This is a genomic window from Variovorax sp. V35, from assembly GCF_041154465.1.
In the GTDB taxonomy this organism is placed as follows: domain Bacteria; phylum Pseudomonadota; class Gammaproteobacteria; order Burkholderiales; family Burkholderiaceae_C; genus Variovorax; species Variovorax boronicumulans.
Genome location: NZ_AP028666.1, coordinates 6,501,894 through 6,520,573 on the forward strand (window position 1 = coordinate 6,501,894; position 18,680 = coordinate 6,520,573).

At 62.5% G+C, this 18,680-nt stretch carries 16 protein-coding genes and 2 pseudogenes; 8 read left to right on the plus strand and 10 right to left on the minus strand.

Features of this window, described 5'->3' with window-relative positions; all coding sequences use genetic code 11:
• Nucleotides 1-4 precede the first annotated feature (4 nt).
• The 3 genes and pseudogenes from ACAM42_RS29935 (at nucleotide 5) to ACAM42_RS29945 (ending at nucleotide 1,515) form a co-directional block, all read left to right on the plus strand.
• Nucleotides 5-370, plus strand: coding sequence for a hypothetical protein (locus ACAM42_RS29935; RefSeq protein WP_369630329.1), 366 nt, complete (start codon nucleotides 5-7; stop codon nucleotides 368-370).
• A gap of 532 nt (nucleotides 371-902) precedes the next feature.
• Nucleotides 903-1,365, plus strand: a pseudogene (locus ACAM42_RS29940) (transposase).
• Between the two features lie 15 nt (nucleotides 1,366-1,380).
• Nucleotides 1,381-1,515, plus strand: a complete 135-nt coding sequence (locus ACAM42_RS29945; protein ID WP_369630330.1) for a transposase domain-containing protein — start codon at nucleotides 1,381-1,383, stop codon at nucleotides 1,513-1,515.
• Nucleotides 1,516-1,871: 356 nt separating this feature from the next.
• Here the strand turns inward: ACAM42_RS29945 and ACAM42_RS29950 are convergent, their stop codons facing one another.
• The 3 genes from ACAM42_RS29950 to ACAM42_RS29960 all read right to left on the minus strand — a co-directional run bounded on the left by ACAM42_RS29950 (nucleotide 1,872) and on the right by ACAM42_RS29960 (nucleotide 6,048).
• Nucleotides 1,872-2,624 (minus strand): response regulator transcription factor, encoded by a 753-nt coding sequence (locus ACAM42_RS29950; RefSeq protein ID WP_369630331.1) that lies wholly within the window; start codon nucleotides 2,622-2,624, stop codon nucleotides 1,872-1,874.
• Nucleotides 2,625-3,112: 488 nt separating this feature from the next.
• Nucleotides 3,113-4,753, minus strand: coding sequence for a thiamine pyrophosphate-binding protein (locus ACAM42_RS29955; RefSeq protein ID WP_369630332.1), 1,641 nt, complete (start codon nucleotides 4,751-4,753; stop codon nucleotides 3,113-3,115).
• Between the two features lie 71 nt (nucleotides 4,754-4,824).
• A complete protein-coding gene (locus ACAM42_RS29960; RefSeq protein ID WP_369630333.1) occupies nucleotides 4,825-6,048 on the minus strand; it encodes a pyridoxal phosphate-dependent aminotransferase in 1,224 nt (407 codons plus the stop codon).
• Nucleotides 6,049-6,197: 149 nt separating this feature from the next.
• Here ACAM42_RS29960 and ACAM42_RS29965 point away from each other — a divergent pair, with 149 nt between their 5' ends.
• On the plus strand, nucleotides 6,198-6,659 hold the full coding sequence (locus ACAM42_RS29965; protein WP_369630334.1) for an Lrp/AsnC family transcriptional regulator: 462 nt from the start codon (nucleotides 6,198-6,200) through the stop codon (nucleotides 6,657-6,659).
• Here the strand turns inward: ACAM42_RS29965 and ACAM42_RS29970 are convergent.
• The 6 genes and pseudogenes from ACAM42_RS29970 to ACAM42_RS29995 all read right to left on the minus strand — a co-directional run bounded on the left by ACAM42_RS29970 (nucleotide 6,569) and on the right by ACAM42_RS29995 (nucleotide 13,011).
• Entirely contained in the window at nucleotides 6,569-6,877 is a 309-nt protein-coding gene (locus ACAM42_RS29970; protein ID WP_369632818.1) for a ShlB/FhaC/HecB family hemolysin secretion/activation protein, read from the minus strand. The two genes, ACAM42_RS29965 and ACAM42_RS29970, sit on opposite strands and share 91 nt — an antisense overlap.
• Nucleotides 6,873-7,352, minus strand: coding sequence for a hypothetical protein (locus ACAM42_RS29975; RefSeq protein WP_369630335.1), 480 nt, complete (start codon nucleotides 7,350-7,352; stop codon nucleotides 6,873-6,875). Before ACAM42_RS29975 ends, ACAM42_RS29970 begins: the two co-directional genes overlap by 5 nt.
• On the minus strand, nucleotides 7,349-8,167 hold the full coding sequence (locus ACAM42_RS29980; RefSeq protein ID WP_369630336.1) for a DNA-binding response regulator: 819 nt from the start codon (nucleotides 8,165-8,167) through the stop codon (nucleotides 7,349-7,351). Before ACAM42_RS29980 ends, ACAM42_RS29975 begins: the two co-directional genes overlap by 4 nt.
• 1,291 nt (nucleotides 8,168-9,458) lie before the next feature.
• Nucleotides 9,459-10,103 (minus strand): annotated as a pseudogene (locus tag ACAM42_RS29985) (IS3 family transposase); the annotation flags it as partial.
• Between the two features lie 860 nt (nucleotides 10,104-10,963).
• Nucleotides 10,964-11,968 carry a fumarylacetoacetate hydrolase family protein gene (locus ACAM42_RS29990; protein ID WP_139701288.1) on the minus strand — a complete coding sequence of 335 codons (1,005 nt, stop codon included), beginning with the start codon at nucleotides 11,966-11,968 and terminating at the stop codon, nucleotides 10,964-10,966.
• A gap of 77 nt (nucleotides 11,969-12,045) precedes the next feature.
• Entirely contained in the window at nucleotides 12,046-13,011 is a 966-nt protein-coding gene (locus ACAM42_RS29995; RefSeq protein WP_369630337.1) for a Bug family tripartite tricarboxylate transporter substrate binding protein, read from the minus strand.
• Nucleotides 13,012-13,231: 220 nt separating this feature from the next.
• Here ACAM42_RS29995 and ACAM42_RS30000 point away from each other — a divergent pair, with 220 nt between their 5' ends.
• The 4 genes from ACAM42_RS30000 (at nucleotide 13,232) to ACAM42_RS30015 (ending at nucleotide 17,019) form a co-directional block, all read left to right on the plus strand.
• The gene (locus tag ACAM42_RS30000; protein ID WP_139701286.1) at nucleotides 13,232-13,795 is read left to right on the plus strand and encodes a cupin domain-containing protein; all 564 of its coding nucleotides are present in this window, start codon (nucleotides 13,232-13,234) and stop codon (nucleotides 13,793-13,795) included.
• A 36-nt stretch (nucleotides 13,796-13,831) separates the two neighbouring features.
• On the plus strand, nucleotides 13,832-14,761 hold the full coding sequence (locus ACAM42_RS30005) for a 3-keto-5-aminohexanoate cleavage protein (RefSeq protein WP_369630338.1): 930 nt from the start codon (nucleotides 13,832-13,834) through the stop codon (nucleotides 14,759-14,761).
• Between the two features lie 73 nt (nucleotides 14,762-14,834).
• Entirely contained in the window at nucleotides 14,835-16,124 is a 1,290-nt protein-coding gene (locus ACAM42_RS30010) for an NADH:flavin oxidoreductase (protein WP_369630339.1), read from the plus strand.
• 274 nt (nucleotides 16,125-16,398) lie between these two features.
• Entirely contained in the window at nucleotides 16,399-17,019 is a 621-nt protein-coding gene (locus tag ACAM42_RS30015; RefSeq protein WP_369630340.1) for a TetR/AcrR family transcriptional regulator, read from the plus strand.
• A 1-nt stretch (nucleotide 17,020) separates the two neighbouring features.
• On the opposite strand, the gene ACAM42_RS30020 is transcribed toward ACAM42_RS30015, so the two are convergent.
• Nucleotides 17,021-18,679 carry a bifunctional 3-(3-hydroxy-phenyl)propionate/3-hydroxycinnamic acid hydroxylase gene (locus tag ACAM42_RS30020; RefSeq protein ID WP_369630341.1) on the minus strand — a complete coding sequence of 553 codons (1,659 nt, stop codon included), beginning with the start codon at nucleotides 18,677-18,679 and terminating at the stop codon, nucleotides 17,021-17,023.
• Nucleotide 18,680 lies beyond the last annotated feature (1 nt).

Genomic DNA, 18,680 nt, shown 5'->3' on the forward strand with positions numbered 1-18,680 from the left:
TCAGATGAAAGTCTCAGAAGATTTGTCCAAAAAATTGGACATCAAGAAAAACTCCCCAACATCTTTCCCACGCTCAGTTATTCCAGTCGATACAGTCGACAGACTTCCGATGCCGATCGACGTGGAGGTCGACAGGCTCGTGACGCGGCTGTTCGTCGTGCTCATGCCAGTCGACAGGCCGCCGATGCTGCTTGTCGCAGCGCTCAGTCCGGTCGACACATCGATCTCGGCAACACGCGAATCTGGCCTTCATACCTTCGACCGGACTACTGAAACCACCCGCTCGCTTCACAGTTATGCACGAGCATCCAAAGTCTTCGGTGCGGGCTTTACGGGGAGCGAATTTTGGCGATCACTTGTCAGGCACTAAGTACTTTTGACAGAAGTTGACAAGTGGCATGCAAGTTGATTGATGGCTTGCTTAATTTTTCACGTTGGCAGGGCAAGTATTGACCTGTTGGACGCCAAATCTTGTTCGTTTGAGATTCAGACACAAGGCGCCATCGATGACCAAGCAAGGCTGAAGTTCATGGTCATGTATCCAGACGAGAAGCAAGCGCAGGCGGCTTTGCTCCGTATGCGTCAGACCAAAATCATCTTGACGCCGATGAGCGGCGAGTCCCCCGCGAACTCATCTTGATTCCGTCGCTCGGGGTTAGGCGTTGGCGGGGAAAAATCGATTCATGCTCTCATCCGCCACGATCTACGGCCTCTGCCCCGGCCGTCCGTTACCCACACTGGTCCAGAGCGCATGTTGTCTGCCCGCAAATCCGGCGTGCTGCACACCGACGAGACGCCGGTGGCGGTGCCGGACCCTGGCGCAGGCAAGACCAAGAAGGCCGACGAGCGCAATGCGTTCGATGCGACGCCGGGCGTCGTGTACGAGTTCTGCGCGGGCCGCGATGCAGTGCCCCATCAAGCTCCTCGGGCCACCGCGCGAAGGCGAGCGCGGGTGGCAAGGCACGCTGACGCAAGACGAGTTCGGCGCCTACGATAGCGTGCTGGACGCCAAGGAGCACCCGGGGCGCATCGCCGCGAGGTGCACAGCCCACGCGAGGAGGAAGTTCGACGAGTTCGTGAAGGCCAAGGCCAGCAGCATGGCACCTGCTACGCTACGCCGACATCTACCGTATCGAGCACGAGCTCGCCGCTATGACCAGCGACGAGCGCCTGGTCCAGCGCCAGGAGCCCACCATGCCGCTATGGGCGAAGCTGCACTCGTGGCTCAAGGGCGAGCGGGAGCAGGTGCCCGACGGCAGCGCAGTGGCCAAGGCCATCGACTACAGCCCCAAGCACTGGACGGCGTCGACGCATCACCTGGGTAATGGCCGGGTGCCGCTGAACAACAACCACCTCGAAGGCTAGATCCATCCCTGAGCCATGGGACGCCGAGCATGGCTGTTCGCGAGCAGCCAACTCGCGGGCCAACGTGCCGCGATCGTGATGAGCTTGCTGCAGTCGGCCAAACTCAACGGGCACGATCCGCACGCGTACCTCGCAGACGCCCTCGAGTGACTGCCGCCTCACCCAGCGAACCGCATCGACGACCTGCTGCCGCATCGCTGGCAGCCTCGCTAAGCGGCTACAGCTCGATCGCAGCCAGCCGCTTATATCGACGGCGCAAAAGGATGCATTCATGACGAACACCTCGGGCGACAAGGGCGGGATTGCCTGCGAGCCCGTCACAGCACAGCACTCAAGGCCTTGAACGCCAGAACGAGGGGATCACGGGGAAGCACTCCTCAGTTGGAGCAGCCGGACGCTCGCCGTGCTGGGCGATATGCGTCTTCGAGGAACAGTTCTCCATGCGTTCCAAAGAAGTGCACCTCAGCACGGGAAGCGCGCCAGCTTCGAGCCGCGGGCACAAGAGTTCATTCAGAGCCAGACGATTTCGTGAGGAGGTCGAGCTGGTAGCCGCTCCCATGTAGCGCTTTGAGACGGAATCCGTGACTGGCATTCAGGCCTAATTTTTGGCGAACGCGGTAGATGTGCGTATCGATGGTTCTTCCCATTGGAGCTTCGTCATGCCAGATGGACTTGAACAGGTAGTCGCGAGAGACAGGAAGACCGAGATACTTCAGCAGCGTTCTTGCGATCAAGAACTCCTTCATCGTCAACTTGACTCGATGCGCTCCTCGCGTGAAGGTCAGATCAATCTTGTTGAGTTCAAACCCATGCAATTTCTCAACAGGGCTCGCCAGTCCGGCCAATACAGGACGAGTGATCACCCTGATTCGGGCCATCAGTTCATGAGGACGCCAAGGCTTGACCATGTAGTCGTTGGCCCCCAACTCCAGCGCCTGGACGATCTCCATCTCTTCGGATTGCGCGGCCAGGATCAGGATTGGTAGCGTCGCGGGATGTTGGATTCGGATTTCTCCAAGGACTCTCAGACCCGTTGAATCGGGGAGATCCCAATCCAGTATCAAGAAGTCGAAGTTCTCTCTGAGTACCAGTTTCAGAAGCTCAGGGCTGCTGCGCGCCACAAAGAGTTCGTTGCCTTCCTGGTGCATGAGCCGGATTAAGGCGATGGCGTCACTGTCTGAATCAGTCAGAAATGCCCCCCGCGGCTTGCCCCCGAAACCGAGAGACCGGTGGTGAATCTGAGACTTGTAGGTGATCATAGCTATGGGCGAAGGTTGTGTGCGGTTGACTGCAGTGCCGATACGCAACTCGAACTTCTCGAGTGAGTGCAGACCGGCGAATTGCGCCCCCGCAGATTCAAAAAAATTTGCTGCCTCTTGCCCCCTCAGCGAAACACCGCGCTCTGCACGTCATCGCAGGGAGACTTGTCATTTCAGGTTCCTAGCCCCGTGTACGTCTTGCCGCAGGACGGAAGATCGAGCGGCCCGAAAGAGGCTGGTGGGCTTGTGTGCAAAGACGTGGTGAACCGCCAGGTTTCCGAAAAAGTCTTGCACTTGACACGTCGTCGAGCGCGATCACTTGCCTGGGGGCTGTACCTGCCAATCGGAGGAGGCCGAATGGCCGAGCGGCCAGTTCTGAATACGGCCATTCCCGCGACCACAAACATCCGGGCGTCGTTCCGCGGTTCCGGACGGAGGGCCGCTCGGCGAGGATGCGCCCGCCGTGCATCCTTCCCACGAGGTCGGCGTCAGAGACCGGTTACGTCGACCTCGACCACCCAGGGGTCGTCGTTGTCGAGGATTGCCGGCAGTTCGTCCAGGATATCGGCCACGGTACTCAAGCGCGTGTACGGCAGTCGTGCAGTGCGCGCCAGTGCATCGAAGTCGACGGCCGGCTCGTCGATGGTCATGCCCACAAAGCGATCAGCGGCGGCATGGAAGCCGCCCAATTCCTTGGCCACCCGCATCAGGATGTCGTACTTCTTGTTGTTGAACACGATGTACTTGACCGGTGTGCGGTAGTGGGCTGCCGACCACAGGCCCTGCGGCGAGTACATGGTCGCGCCGTCGCCCATGAGGCACAGCACGCGCTGCCGTGCACGCGCGAGCGAGACGCCGACCGCTGCCGGCATGCCGAATCCCAGCGCGCCGCCGCGAACAAAGTAGTAGCGATCGTCTTCTGTGGTCATCCACAGTTCGCGGACGGCGCCGAACGTACACGGAGCCTCGTTGACGATCGGCATGCCGGCCGGCCGTGCGGCCAGGACGGCGTCTACGGCGATCCTGGGGTGCAACGGCCCAACCGGCACGCACTGCCGCTTGAGCCGCTGGACGTTGTTTCCGTCATCTTGCAGACGGTCGCGCGCCGTGCCTGCGCCGAGCGCTCGAGCGATCTCTGCCAAGGTCAGGCGAGGGTCGCCGTGCATGGCAATCTCCGCCGGAGCGTCGTGCCCGAGCTTCTCGGCGACTGCGGAGATCTGCATGAATCTGACCGAGCTCGGAATTGGAGCGCCCTCGCTGTAGGGATAAGCGAGCAGCGCGTGATCGCCTACCATCAGCGCGACGTCATAGCCTGCGAGCTTGGCTCGGATGCCAGCGAAGCTCGGCGGCAGCACGCCTTTCCACAAGGGATGGGTTGTTGGAAAGAGATTTCCTCCAGCCAGAGGTGTCCCGTACACCTCGGCGTTGAGCGCCTCCGCTGCGGCCACAGCCTCGCGCACGGCATTGGTCTGTACCACTGCATCGGACAGCAGCAGCGCGATGCGAGGCTTCGGCTGCTGTGCCTGGTACCAGGCGAGGAACCCGGAGGTGTCTGCAGGCGCCGGCAAGGGCTCGGCACTGCGCTTCGGGATGTTTTCGCTTACTGTCTCGTCGAGCAGGTCCATGGGCAGTGACAAGAAAACGGGGCCTCGGGGGTGAGCATTCGCGATCGCGAAAGCTCGGCGCAATGCGGGCGCAATCTCTCTTGCGCTGCGAACCTCATAGGACCATTTGCTGACCGGTGCTGCCAGCGCGGTGAGATCGCCGCTCAGCCAGGGATCAGTGAACACATGCCGCGCGTCTTGCTGGCCCGCAGTCACGACCATCGGGGTATTGGTGTTTTTTGCGTTCACCAGCGCACCCATCGCATTGCCCAGCCCACCGGCCGTGTGCAGGTTGACGAATGCCGCCCGGCCGGTGGCCTGGGCGTAGCCATCGGCCATGCCCACGGCCGATGCCTCCTGCAGGGCCAGCACGTACTCGATGTCGGTGCGCTCCACCAAAGCCTCCATCAGTGGCATTTCGGTCGATCCCGGATTACCGAAGATCATGGAGACCCCCTCGTCCGCCAGCACGTCCAGCATGGCGGCGACCGCGGGTCGCGCGTTCTGTTTCTGTTCGTTTTTCATTTCAATCACTCATTCGCTCGCCGTTGATGTGAGGCGTGAGCCCGCGTCGCGCCTGCCGACATGGGGCCAAATCAGCGCAGTGCAGCGCACGCGGCCGCAAGTCGGTCGGCCGCATCGTTCAAGGTCTCTTCCGACGCTGCATACGCAATGCGGATGAATCCCGGCATCCCGAAGGCCGAACCCTGCACGCTGGCAAGGCCCGAGTGGTTCAGCAGATGCAGCACGAATGCGAGGTCGTCGTCGATCAGTGCGCCCTCAAGCGTGCACCTGCCCACGAAATGCGAACAGTTGATGAACAGGTAGAACGCTCCGTCCGGCGCTCTGCAGTGCAGTCCAGGGATCTGATTAACCTTTCGGACCAGCAGATCCCTACGGTTGCGGTAGGCGGCGTTCTGTGTCACCAGCGATTCCTGAGTGCCGTCCAGCGCTTCGACCGCTGCGGCTTGCGCAATCGTTGAGGCCGTGAACGTCGATGTCGCGGTGACCTGGGACACGGCGGCGACGAGCGGCTCCGGCCCGGCGAGGTAGCCGATGCGCCAACCAGTCATCGCGTAAGCCTTAGAGATGCCGTTGAGAATCAACGTGCGATCCGCCAGGTCGGGGGCCACGTTGACGATGTTGCTGAGAGGGTCGTCCCCGTAGTAGATGGACTCGTAGATATCGTCGGAGAACACCAGCACGTTGAGATGCTGCCGCAGCAGCGCAGCAATGTCCGCCAGTTCAGTGCGATCGATCACGGCACCGGCCGGATTGGAAGGTGAGTTCAGGATCAGCCATCGGGTCTTCTCGGTGATGACCTCAGCAATGCGCTTGGCACGCGGTACGAAACCCTCCTCCTCGCGCGTCGGAAGGACAACGGGCGTTGCGCCGCAGAGAAGAATGGCAGACACGTATGGCTGAAAGAACGGCGCGGGCAGGATCACCTCGTCTCCAGGGCCTACGGTGGCCAGCATGGTGTTGAAGATCGCCTGTGTGCCGCCGGCTGTGACGGTGATCTGGTTTCTTTGGTAGGTCAACCGGTTGTCGCGCAACAGCTTGCGGCAAATCGCGTCCTTGAGCTGCACGGTTCCATCCATGGCGGCGTAGCGCGTTTCGCCGCGCTGGATGGCCTGAATACCGGCCTGCTTCACGTGCTCCGGCGTTGCGAAGTCAGGCTCACCCATGGACAGGTAGATCACGTTGCGTCCCTGCGCCTCCACCTTGCGTGCTGCTTGCAGCACCGCGAGGAAGGGAGACGGCTCCAAGGTTTTCATACGAGAAGCCAAGCGGTATCTGTCGGCGGCGAGCGTGGTCATGGTGTTCTGAGAGCGGGTTGGTTTCAGTGCGGGGCTCGTTTAAAATTTTCCGCCTCTGAGAGAGGCATTTGGTAGCGAATTTGTCCATGCCCACCAGCCAACTTGACATCGAGCGCCAAGCTTTTCTTCAAATAAAGCACTAGATACCAATGAAAACTTTGGATGCGATCGATCGACGAATCCTGCAGGCGCTGCAGCGCGATGCCAGCATTCCCAATACGGACCTGGCCAAACTCGTGGGCCTGTCGCCGTCGCCCTGCCTGCGGCGCGTTAAGCTGCTTGAAGAGGCCGGTGTCATCGAGCGCTACGTGGCGCTTTTGAACCAGGCAGCGATTGGCCTGAAGATGACGATATTTGTGCGGGTGACGCTGGACACGAAGGACTACGACGCAATCGAGAACTTCGCGTCGGAAATCAAGAGCATGCGTGAAGTGCTGGAGTGCCACCTGATGGCGGGCAGCTATGATTTCTTGCTGCGGGTGGTCGCTGCTGATCTGGATGACTATCAGCGCTTCCAGGCTCACCATCTGACCAAGATCCGCTGCGTCAAGATCGTCGAGACGGAGATTCCGCTGCGGAAGGTCTCGCGCACGACCGAGTTTCCGCTGTAGGACGTCATCATGCGCGCACGCTCCCCCGATCTCCCTGCACGTGCGCGGTGGAATAAATTGGCGCTGATGCAGAACAGGCCATTCAGGTCGAAAGGGTTGTCCAACAAGACTGCCGCGCCGGATGGATAGCGGCCCGCGGCCTCGCTGCCTCTGTCGTCCAGGCTTAGGGTCGCGTGCCACTTCTTGACAGGCTGTTTCCACGGCTCGCCCCGGTCAATCCACCATCACCGGGAACAGCACAAAGCCCGTGCCGCCCGGCTCGACCGTGCCCGTGAAGCGCCAGTCGATCGCGCCCGTGCCCCCAGCGGGCTGGGCGGTGGTGCGGGCCACCGCGCCCGCGGGCGGCGCGTTCGCCGGTGTGGTCTTGACGCAGCCCGTGAGCGACGCCGGCGTGGTGCCGGTGGTCGCACTCACGAAGGTCGTGTAGCCCGGCGTCATGTCGTTCACGCCCATGCTGCAGAACGGCGCGTCCCCGTTGTTCGTGTAGGTGATGCGGTACTCGAGCGTCTCGCCCGACTTGGCCTGGTTGTTGACGCCGAAGGTGCCGCTTTGCGTGGTGTTGCGCACTTCCTTCTTCAGCTCCAGCGCCACGCCCGACGCCGTCGTGAGGTCGTCGAGCGTGAAACTGCCGCCGAACGACAGACTGGCTAATCGACCGGCCGGGGCAACGTCTCTGATCTTGGCGAAGCTCACTCAATGCCATTTTGAGGGGCCTCTTCAATTTCATTGCCCGCCCCCAGCACTTTATAGACAGACGAAAAATCATCTACCGGCGCAAGCGGCAGAACTCTACTCAAGTGATAACCCCTTTTATAAGCCGGCTGTAAAACAAACCCATTCCTCGGCTCCAGACTGAGTTTGCGCCGAATATTGCTAACACACACATCGATTGCTCTAGTCTTGACACCCAGCACCCCACCCCACAGCGAGGAATCAATCCACTCCCGAGTCAGCGTTTTTCCGCAATTTTTAAAGAAAAGAAGTGCCAACTCAAACTCCCTTGGCTTGAGAAAAACCTCTTTCTTCGTGGGCAAAAAAACCTGATTAATACCAAAGAATCGATACTCACCAAATTTCAGACCCATTTGATCAACCAAAGGCGCAGGATTTTCAGCCCTTTGCAACAATATTCGTATACGCCAATCCAGCTCCAGCTCATTGGCAGGAAAAAATGCAAGATCAATTGGAGAATTCAGCACATCCTGCCCGCACATCTCCACAAGCTCATCGATTGGCATAGAGCTATGCGCGTCCGTGACAAGCAAAAGTGCGGGAACACGCATCGACTTCGCCAGTGCAACCAAGTGCGCCCACTCACTCCCACCGTCCAACAAGAGAACCATAAGCCCAAAATTCTTTCCGCGACCAAATTCCCTGAGGAATTGAACTCCATCGGAAAGTAAGATTGGGCTTCGCCCGATCCACCTCAATTTTTCCGAGATTATCTTCGCCTTATTTTTGTCGTAGCAAATCAAAGCAACAGGATAAGATTCATTCGGATGAATCATGTGAATCTCGCAAATCCATCAAATAATGATATGGGAATTAACCCAACCCATTCATCATTAAAAAGCAGCGTCAAATTCAGATCTCAAGGCGATAAAATTACGCACACAACACCCCCAACAACAGAATTTTCAGGATACTTAAAAATCCAAATCGGAAACCGCATCATTTCGCAAATACTTTCGCATTCAAAAAACCCTCGAAGCCTCCGCAACCTCTGAGAATTCTTTAAATATCCTATATCCTTGACAAGCAGTCACAATATTTGACAGATTTTGACAATCATTTAGTGATCAAACCGTCGAAGCGTCTACTCTTTCACGCTGGCACGGCTACCCGGTTGCCGATGGAGCAAACGGTGCGCAGGGTGACGCCGACCGGGGCTGCCGCCGGTTTCAAAGACACCTTTTGTCAAAGCGGGAGATGAAACCGATGGAAGCTCGTGGAGAGAAGAAGGACATTCAGCCGAGAATTCAGGCTTGAGGCGGTCAAGCCGGGCACCGTGCGCGGCTTGACTACGGCTTGCCCGGCCAAGAATTTGAGCGTGCTGTGCAAATGGATTCGCGAGTTGTGCAAGGCACCACAGGAGGCGCTCCCCAGCAACACCCAGCAGAAGGCCGAGGCTACCGAAAGAGCGAGGCGACGCGAGGCAATGAAATGGCGGCTTCGACCGGTCGCCGCAACACGGGATTGCTGGCTGACTGGGCCGCACAGCCGAACGACCGCAACAGCGGATCAGTTTCCCCCTGGCCGAGGGTGTTGTCCTTTCCAGTACGACGTCCACCAGAAGCGGCACATGAGCGCGCACAGGGGGCTTTCTCGATTGATGCCAACCATGAAGCCCGGAGTCAGGGCGGGCGCTTGTGCAACGCCCATTCACAAAGACGCCCCCCGCTGGTAAACGGCTGGGGCCGTCCCGCGGTCTGCCCGCCTGATCCGGCCAACAATGTCATCACGGCTAAAGGCCGAGTGACTCCGTCCTCTGCCGCAGCCCGCGGTCCGACGCTTGGCACCCCGGTCCACAATGCACTTCCCCGTCGGCAGTTGCCCCCTGCGCTCCATCGGGCAGTCCATTGAATACGGGGCCTCAGTGGGAGTTCAACAGCTAAGGGACGAAGGCACCAAGGACAAAGTCGGAGTTGTTGCCCGAGGACGGTCTGCACAGGCCACCGCAGAGGCGCTGTGCTGCAGCGCGCCACGCGCCGAGCACGCACCCCAGGTGCGCGCGCAGGGCCTGGAGCGCGAGAATGAGGGGGTAGCCTTTGGGGGTACGGATAAAAACTTGGACTGGTTTTACGCCGTAAGTCCAAGACTCTCTCGGTATTCGATGGGACTGAGAGAGCCCAGTGAGATCTTGATCCGCTGTTCGTTGTACCAGCGGATATAGGAGTCCACTGCCTGTATGAACTGCTCGATGGTTGTGGACTGCCAATTGCGAGGATAGAACAGCTCGGTTTTCAACCGACCGAAGAAGCCTTCGCACGCCGCGTTATCAGGCGAGTATCCCTTGCGCCACATCGAGCGAATCAGCTTCGCATCGGCGATGCGCGAGAGCCAGCCTGGCCAGCGATAGTGGGCGCCACGATCGGAGTGAACGACGGGCCGGTCTTCGGTATCGACCACCGTCTCGATGGCCGCGTCCAGCATCGTGTTGACGAGTTCAGCGTCCGGGCGCGTACCGAGCGACCAGCTGACGACGATGCCGTCGAAGCAGTCGAAGCAGTCGAAGCAGTCGAAGCAGTCGAAGCAGTCGAAGCAGTCGAAGCAGTCGAAGCAGTCGATCATGGGAGACAGGTACACCTTGCCGGCCGGGATCTGGAACTCCGTGATGTCAGTGAGCCACTTCTCGTTGGGCGCGCCAGCCCGGAAGTCTCGGTTCAGAAGGTTGTCTGGCGCTGGAATGATCTCCCCCAGGTATGAGCCATACCTGCGCCGCCTGGCGGCTTGTTTCAAACCGGGAGTCCATATATGTACAGCGTCGACCTGCATACGCCCAGCTTTTCGGCCACGGCCTGCGCGCCTTCTTCTCGGCTGCAAAGTTCAATGACTCCGGCGTGCTTCAATGCCTCTGAATATCTTGGAGGCGCAGACCTGCCAACCATAGCCTTCCTGGACTCAGGAAGGCCATGGTTGGCAGGCGTCATAGAAGCTCCGGACCAACCGGCGGCTTGTCTCTTCCTTGGCGAGATCGCGCGCGTGAGTGGGATTGCTCCAGGCCGATGCACACGCCGTGCTTACCTGGCTCAGCAAGACCAGGGGCCGTTTGCTGCGAAGTAATAATTTATCAGGGATCTCCAGCGGTTCGTCCGCATTGCCCATATCAAGCTGAGGCCTCGCTCTCGGCGAGGCCGTCGCATACGGACAGAGTGAAGACGGCAAGAAGACACGGCCTACAGCCGCCCGCACATCAGTACGGGCTGGCACATGGTGTGGCGCGCAGGACGCAATCGCATGCCCCTTGGGCACAGAGCTTTTTCTTGACGGCTACCGATGCGCCTGCTTTTCAAACAGGGACCGTGAAGAATTCGTCGATGCCACAAGCGCTGCACCTTCGGGTCGAACAGAGCGGCCCGTGCGAACGCCACGTTGCGGCCCAGGCGTTCGACGCTCGACGCTCGCAGTGGCGAAGATGCGCCCCGCCTGAGCTGCCGCCATCATGTTGACGGTCAGGCTGATCGTCGCGCACGTGCGTCCGGGCTGCAGCTGTGGTGCGGCCGCTTGCGCAACCCTGGCGGCGATCTGCGCGCGCGTGGGATTGTCCCGCACGCCTGCTTGCGGCCCACCCGGGTCCGCAGCACTCACATGAAGGGCTGGCGTGGAGTCGGCCACCACAGACCTTCCTGCTTTTGACCCATGGTCGTGCGCAGCACGCCGATCCCGCCGGCCTCGAGTTCGACCACATCACCGGGCTGCAATTGGCGATTGAGTTCCAGAGCCGAGCCACCGCCCATGGTGCCGGAGCCGATCACGTCGCCTGGCTCGATGCGCTCGCCCAGCGACACGTAGGCGATCAACTCTGCCGGCGTCCACAACTTGTTGCCGCTGTTGCCGCGCGCCCAGGTCTCGCCGTTCACGCGCACCTCCATGGGAATGGCGTCCAAGTCGGCGAACTCATCCAATGTCGTGACCCACGGGCCGATGGCATGCGCGAAGTCCTTGCTCTTGGTCGCGCCCATGCCGATGGCGAGTTCATTGTGTTGCAGGTCGCGGCCGCTGAAATCGTTGTAGAGCGTGATGCCGAAGATGTACGGCGTCGCCTCTTCCGGGCGAAGGTTGGAACCCTGGCGGCCAATGACATAGCCCAGTTCCAGCTCGTAGTCCATGTGCTGGATGTAGCCTGGCCAGGGCACCGTGGCGCCGTTGCCGATCACCATCACGGGCGAATTCTTCGCGAAGCCCGGAATCTGAAGAATCGCGTCGGGTACTTGCCGCTTCATGCGCTCGTGCCATCCTTTGATGTGGCCGGTGAAAGCGAGACCGTCACGCAGCACCGTCGGGTCGGATGCGGCAAGCCAGCTGACATCTGCAATGGGCAGCGAGGCGTCGTCACCGAACCGCCCCCCGATGACGACAGCGGCCGCCTCGGCCAGGTTGGCACCGGCGCCCAGCGCCTGCGTCAGACTGCCTGGAAAGCGTGCCTGCGCCAACCGTATGGCGCCCGCGTCGGTGGCATGAAAGCTGGCTTTTGCATGCAGCGCGGCGGCGCGCGCCAGATCGATGACGCGGCCCTTCTCGGGCTCAACCACGACTAGCCGGGCCACCGGACCGTCAGGGCTTTCTCTGGAAATACGACCGAACTTCATGGAACAGATCCTTTCTGTGCAATTGGCACATCGGTTGGGAAACAGGAAACACGAAACAGGACGCGACGGAGGCGCCGTCACTGAGCCTTGAAGCCGGTGCGCTGCACCACTGCGCGCCATTGGGCCGACTCCTCCCGCCGGCGCTCGGCCAGCCACACGGCGTCGCGCACATCCAGCGACAAGCCCAGCGGCGTGAGGGCGGCCTTGACGTCGTCCCGCCCGACCGCTTGCAACACCGCCCTGCCCAGGGCGGCGACAAGATCGGGAGAAGCGCCCGCAGGGGCGTACAGCGCGAACCACTCCTGGCCCACGACGCCCGGGTAGCCCACTTCGGAAAAGGTCGGAATGTGCGGATAGAAGGGATTGCGTTGAGCGCCGGAAGTGGCGAGCACACGCAAGCGGCCGCTTTTGATCAGCTCGGAGAACAGCGGCACTGACGCCATGCCGGCGCTCAGCGTGCCGCCAATGACCTCCTGTGCGATCTGCGGAGGCGCACGGTAGGGGACGTGCTCCACCTGGATACCAGCGACCGTGCCGAACAGCGTAGCCACAAAGTGCGGCGAGCTGCCACTGCCCGGATTGCCGATGCTGGCCTTGCCAGGGTTGCGCTTGCACCAAGCCACGAACTCCTGCAGCGTCTGCGCCGGATGGTCGGCGGCCACCACCAACGCGAAGTCGATCACGCAGATACTGCAAACCGGCACGAAGTCGCGCTCAGGGTCGTAAGGCAGCCGGGCATAGGTCAGCGGATACAGCGACAACGCAGCCACAGGCGTGATGGCGAGCTGTTGGGCCACGGCGGAATGCTGCTTGAGCGCGGCCAGCGCCAACTGGCCTCCTGCGCCCCCCTTGTTCTCGACGATGGTGGTGCGACCCAGCGCCTGCGTCAGCGGACGGCTGATCACACGCGCAACCAGGTCGGGCACGGAGCCCGCGGCAAAGCCCACCAGCAGGTTCAGCGGCTGCGCCTCGCTGGCGCGCGCAGCTCCCATCGAGGCCAGGCCAGCAGCAGCCAAGGCCTGCAGAGCGGTACGTCTTTCCATGTCTGTCTCCTAATGCCCGATAGGGCTGGTTTTCTTCAAATGCCGATCTATTATCGATACTCATCGTCTCGAATTAATGTTAACGAGACGTGACGACCAATGTCAACAGGACAGTTAGCCTCCAGGGAAATCACCTACCTTACTGACAGGTAGCGACATTGACTCACGCCCCACTTCATGAAACGCTTCGTATCGTTTTACAAATTACCTCCTCCAGCACATGTCCACCGCTCATCCCGACGCTCAAAACCCGTTTCGTGCCGTGCGCCGCTTCGTCACCGGCGAAGACGCCGAAGGCCGCTCCTACTTCGCCTTCGATGGTCCCACGCCGAACCAGGTGACCGAGCCTGGAGTGCCCAGCGCGCAAGTGCCCTGGGCCACCGGTGAAGCCATCGCCGCCGGCGCGGACCCGGCGCCTGCTGGCCATCCGTTCGGCTTCCATTCCCCGCGCGGCACGGTTTTCCGGATTGCCGACTTTCCGCCCGACGCACAGTACGACCACGCCCGGCTGGCGCGCTTCATCGATGACAACGGCGTGCATGCCAGCGGCCCGGCCGATCCGTCTCGCCATTTCTGGTTCCACAAGACGCAGACGCTGGACTACGCGATCTGCCTGGAGGGCGAGATCTACGCCATGCTCGACAAAGAGGAGCGACTGATGCGCCCCGGCGACGTGCTGGTGCAGCGCGCCACCAACCACAGCTGGTCCAACCGCTCCGACAAGCCCTGCCGTATGGCCTTCGTGCTGATCGACCTCGCGCTCGAAGGCAAGCACAAGCCCTGAGCGCCCGAGCCCCCACGCCAAAAAGAGAGACAAACCATGAGCAAGGTCATCATCACTTGCGCCGTCACTGGCGGCGCGCATACGCCCTCGATGTCGGAGCACCTCCCCATCACCCCTCAGGAGATCGCCGCGCAGTCCATCGCCGCCGTCGAGGCGGGTGCGGCCATCATCCACTTGCATGCGCGCGATCCCGCCACTGGCAAGCCCACCGGCAGCCCCGAGGTGTTCCGGCAGTTCGTTGGCGAGATCAAGGCCGCCACCAACGCCGTGATCAACATCTCGACCGGCGGCGGCGGGCCTTCGATGCCGATCGCCGAGCGGGCCGCCGCGGGTCGCGACCTCAAGCCCGAGATGTGCTCGCTCAACATGGGCTCGATCAACCTGGTACTGTCGGAGATGGCTGGGCGCGACCGCGACTGGAAATTCGACTGGGAGAAGCCCTTCCTCGAATCAACCCGGGGCATGATCTTTCGCAACACCTACGAAGACATCGAGTGGATTCTGGAGAACGTGGGCCGCACCGGCGGCACGCGCTTCGAATTCGAGTGCTACGACACCAGCCACCTGTACACGCTGGCCCATTTCCTGGAGCGCGGGCTGGTCAAGCCGCCTCTGTTCGTGCAGAGCGTCTTCGGCCTGCGCGGCGCACAGGGCGCACACCCGGAAGACGTGCTGCACCAGAAGCGCACCGCCGACCGCCTGTTCGGCAGCGATTACCACTGGTCCCTACTGGCGGCCGGCAAGAACCAGATGCCCCTGGCCACAATGTCGGCCATTCTGGGCGGCAACGTACGCGTGGGCCTGGAAGACAGTCTCTACATCGGTCGCGGCGAGCTCGCCGAGTCCAACGCACAGCAGGTGGCCAAGGCTCGGCGCATCCTGACCGAGCTGGGCCTGGAGATCGCCACGCCCGACGAGGCGCGCCAGCTTCTGGATCTCAAGGGCTCCGGGAATGTCGGGTTCTGAGGCGACCCCGGCGGCTGCAGACGGCGGGCTGGCCGTGGCGCCTCTTCTGCAGCCACTGAAGCTGAATCACCTGATGCTGGCCAATCGCATGGTGATGGGCCCGATGGCGGTGACGGCGCCGGACCGCGAGGGCCGCGTCACGGACCAGACCCTGGCCTTCTTCGAGGCCCGGGCGCGCGGCGGCGTGGGCATGATCATCGTCGGAGGCGCCATCGGAACCCAGCGCGGCTGGGACGAAGCGCCGTTCAGGCCCATCCTGCGCATGGACAGGGACGAGTTCCTGCCTGGGCTGCGCCGACTGGGCGACGCCATGCACGCTCTGGGCGTGCCGCTCATCGCCGAGGTTTCGACGGCCTTCGGCCGCATGGGCGTGCCCACCGCCGATCGACCGTTGATCTCGGCCAGCCCACTGAACGTAGTCATTCCTGAGTCCCGCTTTCCGCGCGGCCTGCACGTGCCGGGTGGCCGCACGACGCCCATGCCCCAGGAGGCCAGCGTGGCCGAAATCCAGGCCTATGAGCGCGAGACCATCGAGTCCTCGCTGCGCATGCAACGGGCCGGCTGGGACGGCGTCGAACTGCCGGCGCACATGAGCTATTTCCTGGCCTCGTTCCTGGCGCCTCGCACCAATTGGCGTGCTGACGCCTACGGCGGCTCGGTGCCCAATCGCGCCCGCATGCTCGCCAACATGGTGCGGGCGATCCGTGAACGCGCCGGACCGCGTTTCGTCATCGGCCTGCGCCTCGTCTCCAGCGATCAGGTCGAGGGCGGCCAGTCGTCCGAAGGCTATGCGGCCATTGCGCGCGAAGTCGAGGCCGCGGGCCTGGACTATGTCGCGCTCTCACAGGGCTGCTACGAAACCATGAACGTCGGCCTGTCGGTGCGCGACGGAACGATCATCGAGGATGGCGACGCGGCCGCCTTTCGCCAGGCCGTGTCGGTGCCACTACTGCTGCCAGGGCTGCACGACCCCGTCCAGGCCGCCCGCGCGATCGCTCAGGGGCATGGCGACCTTGTCATGCTGGCACGGCCGCTGCTCGCAGACCCCGAGTACCCGCGCAAAGTCGTCCAGGGGCGCGTGGCCGACATCGTGCGCTGCGAACGCGACAACCTCTGCATCCGGCGCCTGATGTTCAACATGCCGGTGCGTTGCTCCGTCAACCCCCGGATGGGGCTTGAAAGCAAAGCGCCTGGCAGCCTCGTCGACCCCAAGCGCCTGTTGGCCGCCCCCCTCGAATACGCGGTGCTCGCTCTCACGGGCTCCAAAACCCTCATGGGCTTGGCAGGCAAGCTGCTGCGGGCCAGGGCAACGCCCCCAGGCCCCGGTCCGCAGGAAGCCGTGCCGCCAAAAAACCGGACATGATCGCCAACAAGGGGCGGGAATCCCGGGCGATGGCCGCAGAGCGCCAACAGCGAAAGGTAACATCGACCTTCAGGCCTTGTTTCCGGGAGATCCATTGACATCGAGAGCCACAGTCCCTTCCCGCGATGGGCGAGAAGCGAGGCCCCGCAAGCTCACCGTCGCAGCTGCGAAGGCCACGCGCACAGTTGCCGCCGCGGAGCCGCCGGAAGACCGTCGGCGCTCGCCCGGACGCACCCGCAGCGACACATCCCGCACCGCCATCCTGCGCAGCACCTTGAAACTGCTAGAAGGCAACACGCTTCAGCAGGTGTCGATCGAAGCGATTGCGCGCGAGGCGGGCGTCGGCAAGGCGACGATCTATCGCTGGTGGACGTCGAAGGCTTCCGTCGTAATCGACGCCTTCATGCAGTACCATGTGGCGCACACGCCCATGCCCAAGAAAATCTCGGCACATGAGGCACTCAATCGGCACTTGCACTCCCTGATCGAAGAGTATGGCGGCCGCTCGGGCCGTCTGGTGGCGCAAATTCTGGCCGAGGGTCAGGGCGACCCGACGGTGCTGCGGGAGTTCCGAGAACGTTTCTTCTACGGCCGGCAGGCCGTGGTGCGAGAAGTCATCGAGCAGGCGTGCCGTACGGGTGAGTTCCGGGCCGACCTGGACGCGGAAACGGCCATGGACATGCTTTATTCGCCCATCTACTTCCGCCTGCTCATTGACCACCTGCCGCTGGACAAGGCCTTCGCCGATGCACATGCGGCCACCATGCTGAACTTGTTGAGCACGCCTACCGCCGAGGTCGTCGGCAAGGGCGCCGTAAAGGCAGCATCCGGTCCGCCTGGAAAAAACACCCAGCCCGAAGCAGGTGCCGCGGCTAAGCGGCATCGGCGCGGCTGACCTAAGTATTCGCCGGGTCCAGCCGGGTGTCACCCTGACCGGCACGGACCTGCTCCACCAAAGCCTGCACCATGCAACGCAGTTCCAGCGCGGAACGCGCCGCGCCGTAGACATACCGGTCCGGCCGCACCACGGCGGCCACGGCGCCGCATCCATTGAGCCAGGCCGCTAGTAGCCCATCGCGCTCCTCGACGACAGCCAGCCCCTCTTCCTCGCACGTCCCGGGTGCGGCAATGCGCAACCGGCACCCATCCAGGGCCTGCCAACGCGCATCGAGTTCGTCGCTCCAGGCCGGCCCCTCCTGCGCATCACCCCCGCCGTTCAGCAAGAGGATCGCCCACCTCGACCCCAGCACGTCGTCAAGGCGCTGCCATGCGCCGCCGCCTTGGCGCACCCAGGGCTGCACGAACAGAGCCCCGGCGCCTGGCGCCGGCGCGCCCGCGGCGTCGCGGGCGATCAGGCCGGCCTCCAGCCCGGGAATGAAGCGCTGGCGCACCGTCTCGGCACGGCCTGACGCAAGTTCCTGCACCATACGCACATCGCGTTCACGCGCCGCTTCGGGATTCAGCTCGCCGATGATCAACCCGAAGGTCTTGGCATGCTCGACCACCGTGCGCACATGGCGCTTGCGTTCGTCGGTGTAACTGTCCAGCAGGTGGTCGGCAGCTTGCCCGCGCATCACCGCGTCCAGCTTCCAGGCGAGGTTGAAGGCATCGCGCACACCCGCACACAGGCCCTGCCCCAGGAAGGGCGGCATCTGGTGCGCTGCATCGCCGGCCAGAAACACACGTCCCTGCCGCCACTGCTCGACCACCAGCGCGTGGAAGCGGTAGACCGCCGTGCGGCAGTGCTCGAGGCCGTTCGTGTCCACGAACTCACTCAGCACGCGCCAGACCGCATCGTGGTCCTGAAAGGTCCGAGGCGTCTCCTGCGGCAGCATCTTGATCTCCCAACGCCGCAGCGCGCCGGGGCCCACCATGTAGGTGCCAGGACGTGAGGGCCGGCAGTACTGCACCGCGCGCGACGGCAGGTCCAGCGGGCCGCGCAGCCAGGCATCGACGATCAGCCACCACTCGTCAAAAGCCAAGTCCTCGACTATCGGCTGCATCTGCTTGCGCACGGTGCTGCTCGCACCATCAGCGGCAACGAGATAGCGCGCCTTTAATGTGAAGGCTGCCTCATCGGCCAAGCGCTGCACGCGAGCCTCGACACCCTGAGCGTCCTGCGCGACATGCGTCACGCGGTGCGCCAGCAGCGTGCGAACCTGGCCGACACGCTCCACCGCTCGGCGCAGCGCGGCTTCCAGCTCGGGCTGCAGGAACATGAAGTTGGGCATCCAGCCCAGCGGGTCTGGCGGCGGCGCCGGATAGAAGCGCTTGATGATCTGGCCGTCCATGCCCAGGTAGTCGGTGCCTGGATGGGGAATGGCCTGCGCTGCAACTTCGTCGGCGATGCCGAGCTCCTGGAAGATGCGCAGCACCTCTTGGTCGGCAGTGATCGCGCGCGGCTTGTCGTAGATCGCCGCCGCCTGCTCGACCACCACGACGCGCCAGCCGCGCTTTGCCAGCAAGGCCGCCATCGTCGCGCCGCTGGGACCGTAGCCGGCCACCAGTACATCCGCGTCGAAGGCCTGGTTCTCGTTGCTCGTCGCCTTGCTCATC

What these genes read in the sequence shown, in the direction of transcription:
- ACAM42_RS30010 (WP_369630339.1), top strand. Translation starts at nt 14,835, where the DNA reads ATGCTGGCCAATCGCATGGTGATGGGCCCGATGGCGGTGACGGCGCCG.
- ACAM42_RS29960 (WP_369630333.1), bottom strand. Translation starts at nt 6,048, where the DNA reads ATGACCACGCTCGCCGCCGACAGATACCGCTTGGCTTCTCGTATGAAA.
- ACAM42_RS29945 (WP_369630330.1), top strand. Translation starts at nt 1,381, where the DNA reads ATGGGACGCCGAGCATGGCTGTTCGCGAGCAGCCAACTCGCGGGCCAA.
- ACAM42_RS30000 (WP_139701286.1), top strand. Translation starts at nt 13,232, where the DNA reads ATGTCCACCGCTCATCCCGACGCTCAAAACCCGTTTCGTGCCGTGCGC.
- ACAM42_RS30020 (WP_369630341.1), bottom strand. Translation starts at nt 18,679, where the DNA reads ATGAGCAAGGCGACGAGCAACGAGAACCAGGCCTTCGACGCGGATGTA.
- ACAM42_RS29980 (WP_369630336.1), bottom strand. Translation starts at nt 8,167, where the DNA reads ATGATTCATCCGAATGAATCTTATCCTGTTGCTTTGATTTGCTACGAC.
- ACAM42_RS29990 (WP_139701288.1), bottom strand. Translation starts at nt 11,968, where the DNA reads ATGAAGTTCGGTCGTATTTCCAGAGAAAGCCCTGACGGTCCGGTGGCC.
- ACAM42_RS30005 (WP_369630338.1), top strand. Translation starts at nt 13,832, where the DNA reads ATGAGCAAGGTCATCATCACTTGCGCCGTCACTGGCGGCGCGCATACG.
- ACAM42_RS29995 (WP_369630337.1), bottom strand. Translation starts at nt 13,011, where the DNA reads ATGGAAAGACGTACCGCTCTGCAGGCCTTGGCTGCTGCTGGCCTGGCC.
- ACAM42_RS29955 (WP_369630332.1), bottom strand. Translation starts at nt 4,753, where the DNA reads ATGAAAAACGAACAGAAACAGAACGCGCGACCCGCGGTCGCCGCCATG.
- ACAM42_RS29965 (WP_369630334.1), top strand. Translation starts at nt 6,198, where the DNA reads ATGAAAACTTTGGATGCGATCGATCGACGAATCCTGCAGGCGCTGCAG.
- ACAM42_RS29935 (WP_369630329.1), top strand. Translation starts at nt 5, where the DNA reads ATGAAAGTCTCAGAAGATTTGTCCAAAAAATTGGACATCAAGAAAAAC.
- ACAM42_RS29950 (WP_369630331.1), bottom strand. Translation starts at nt 2,624, where the DNA reads ATGATCACCTACAAGTCTCAGATTCACCACCGGTCTCTCGGTTTCGGG.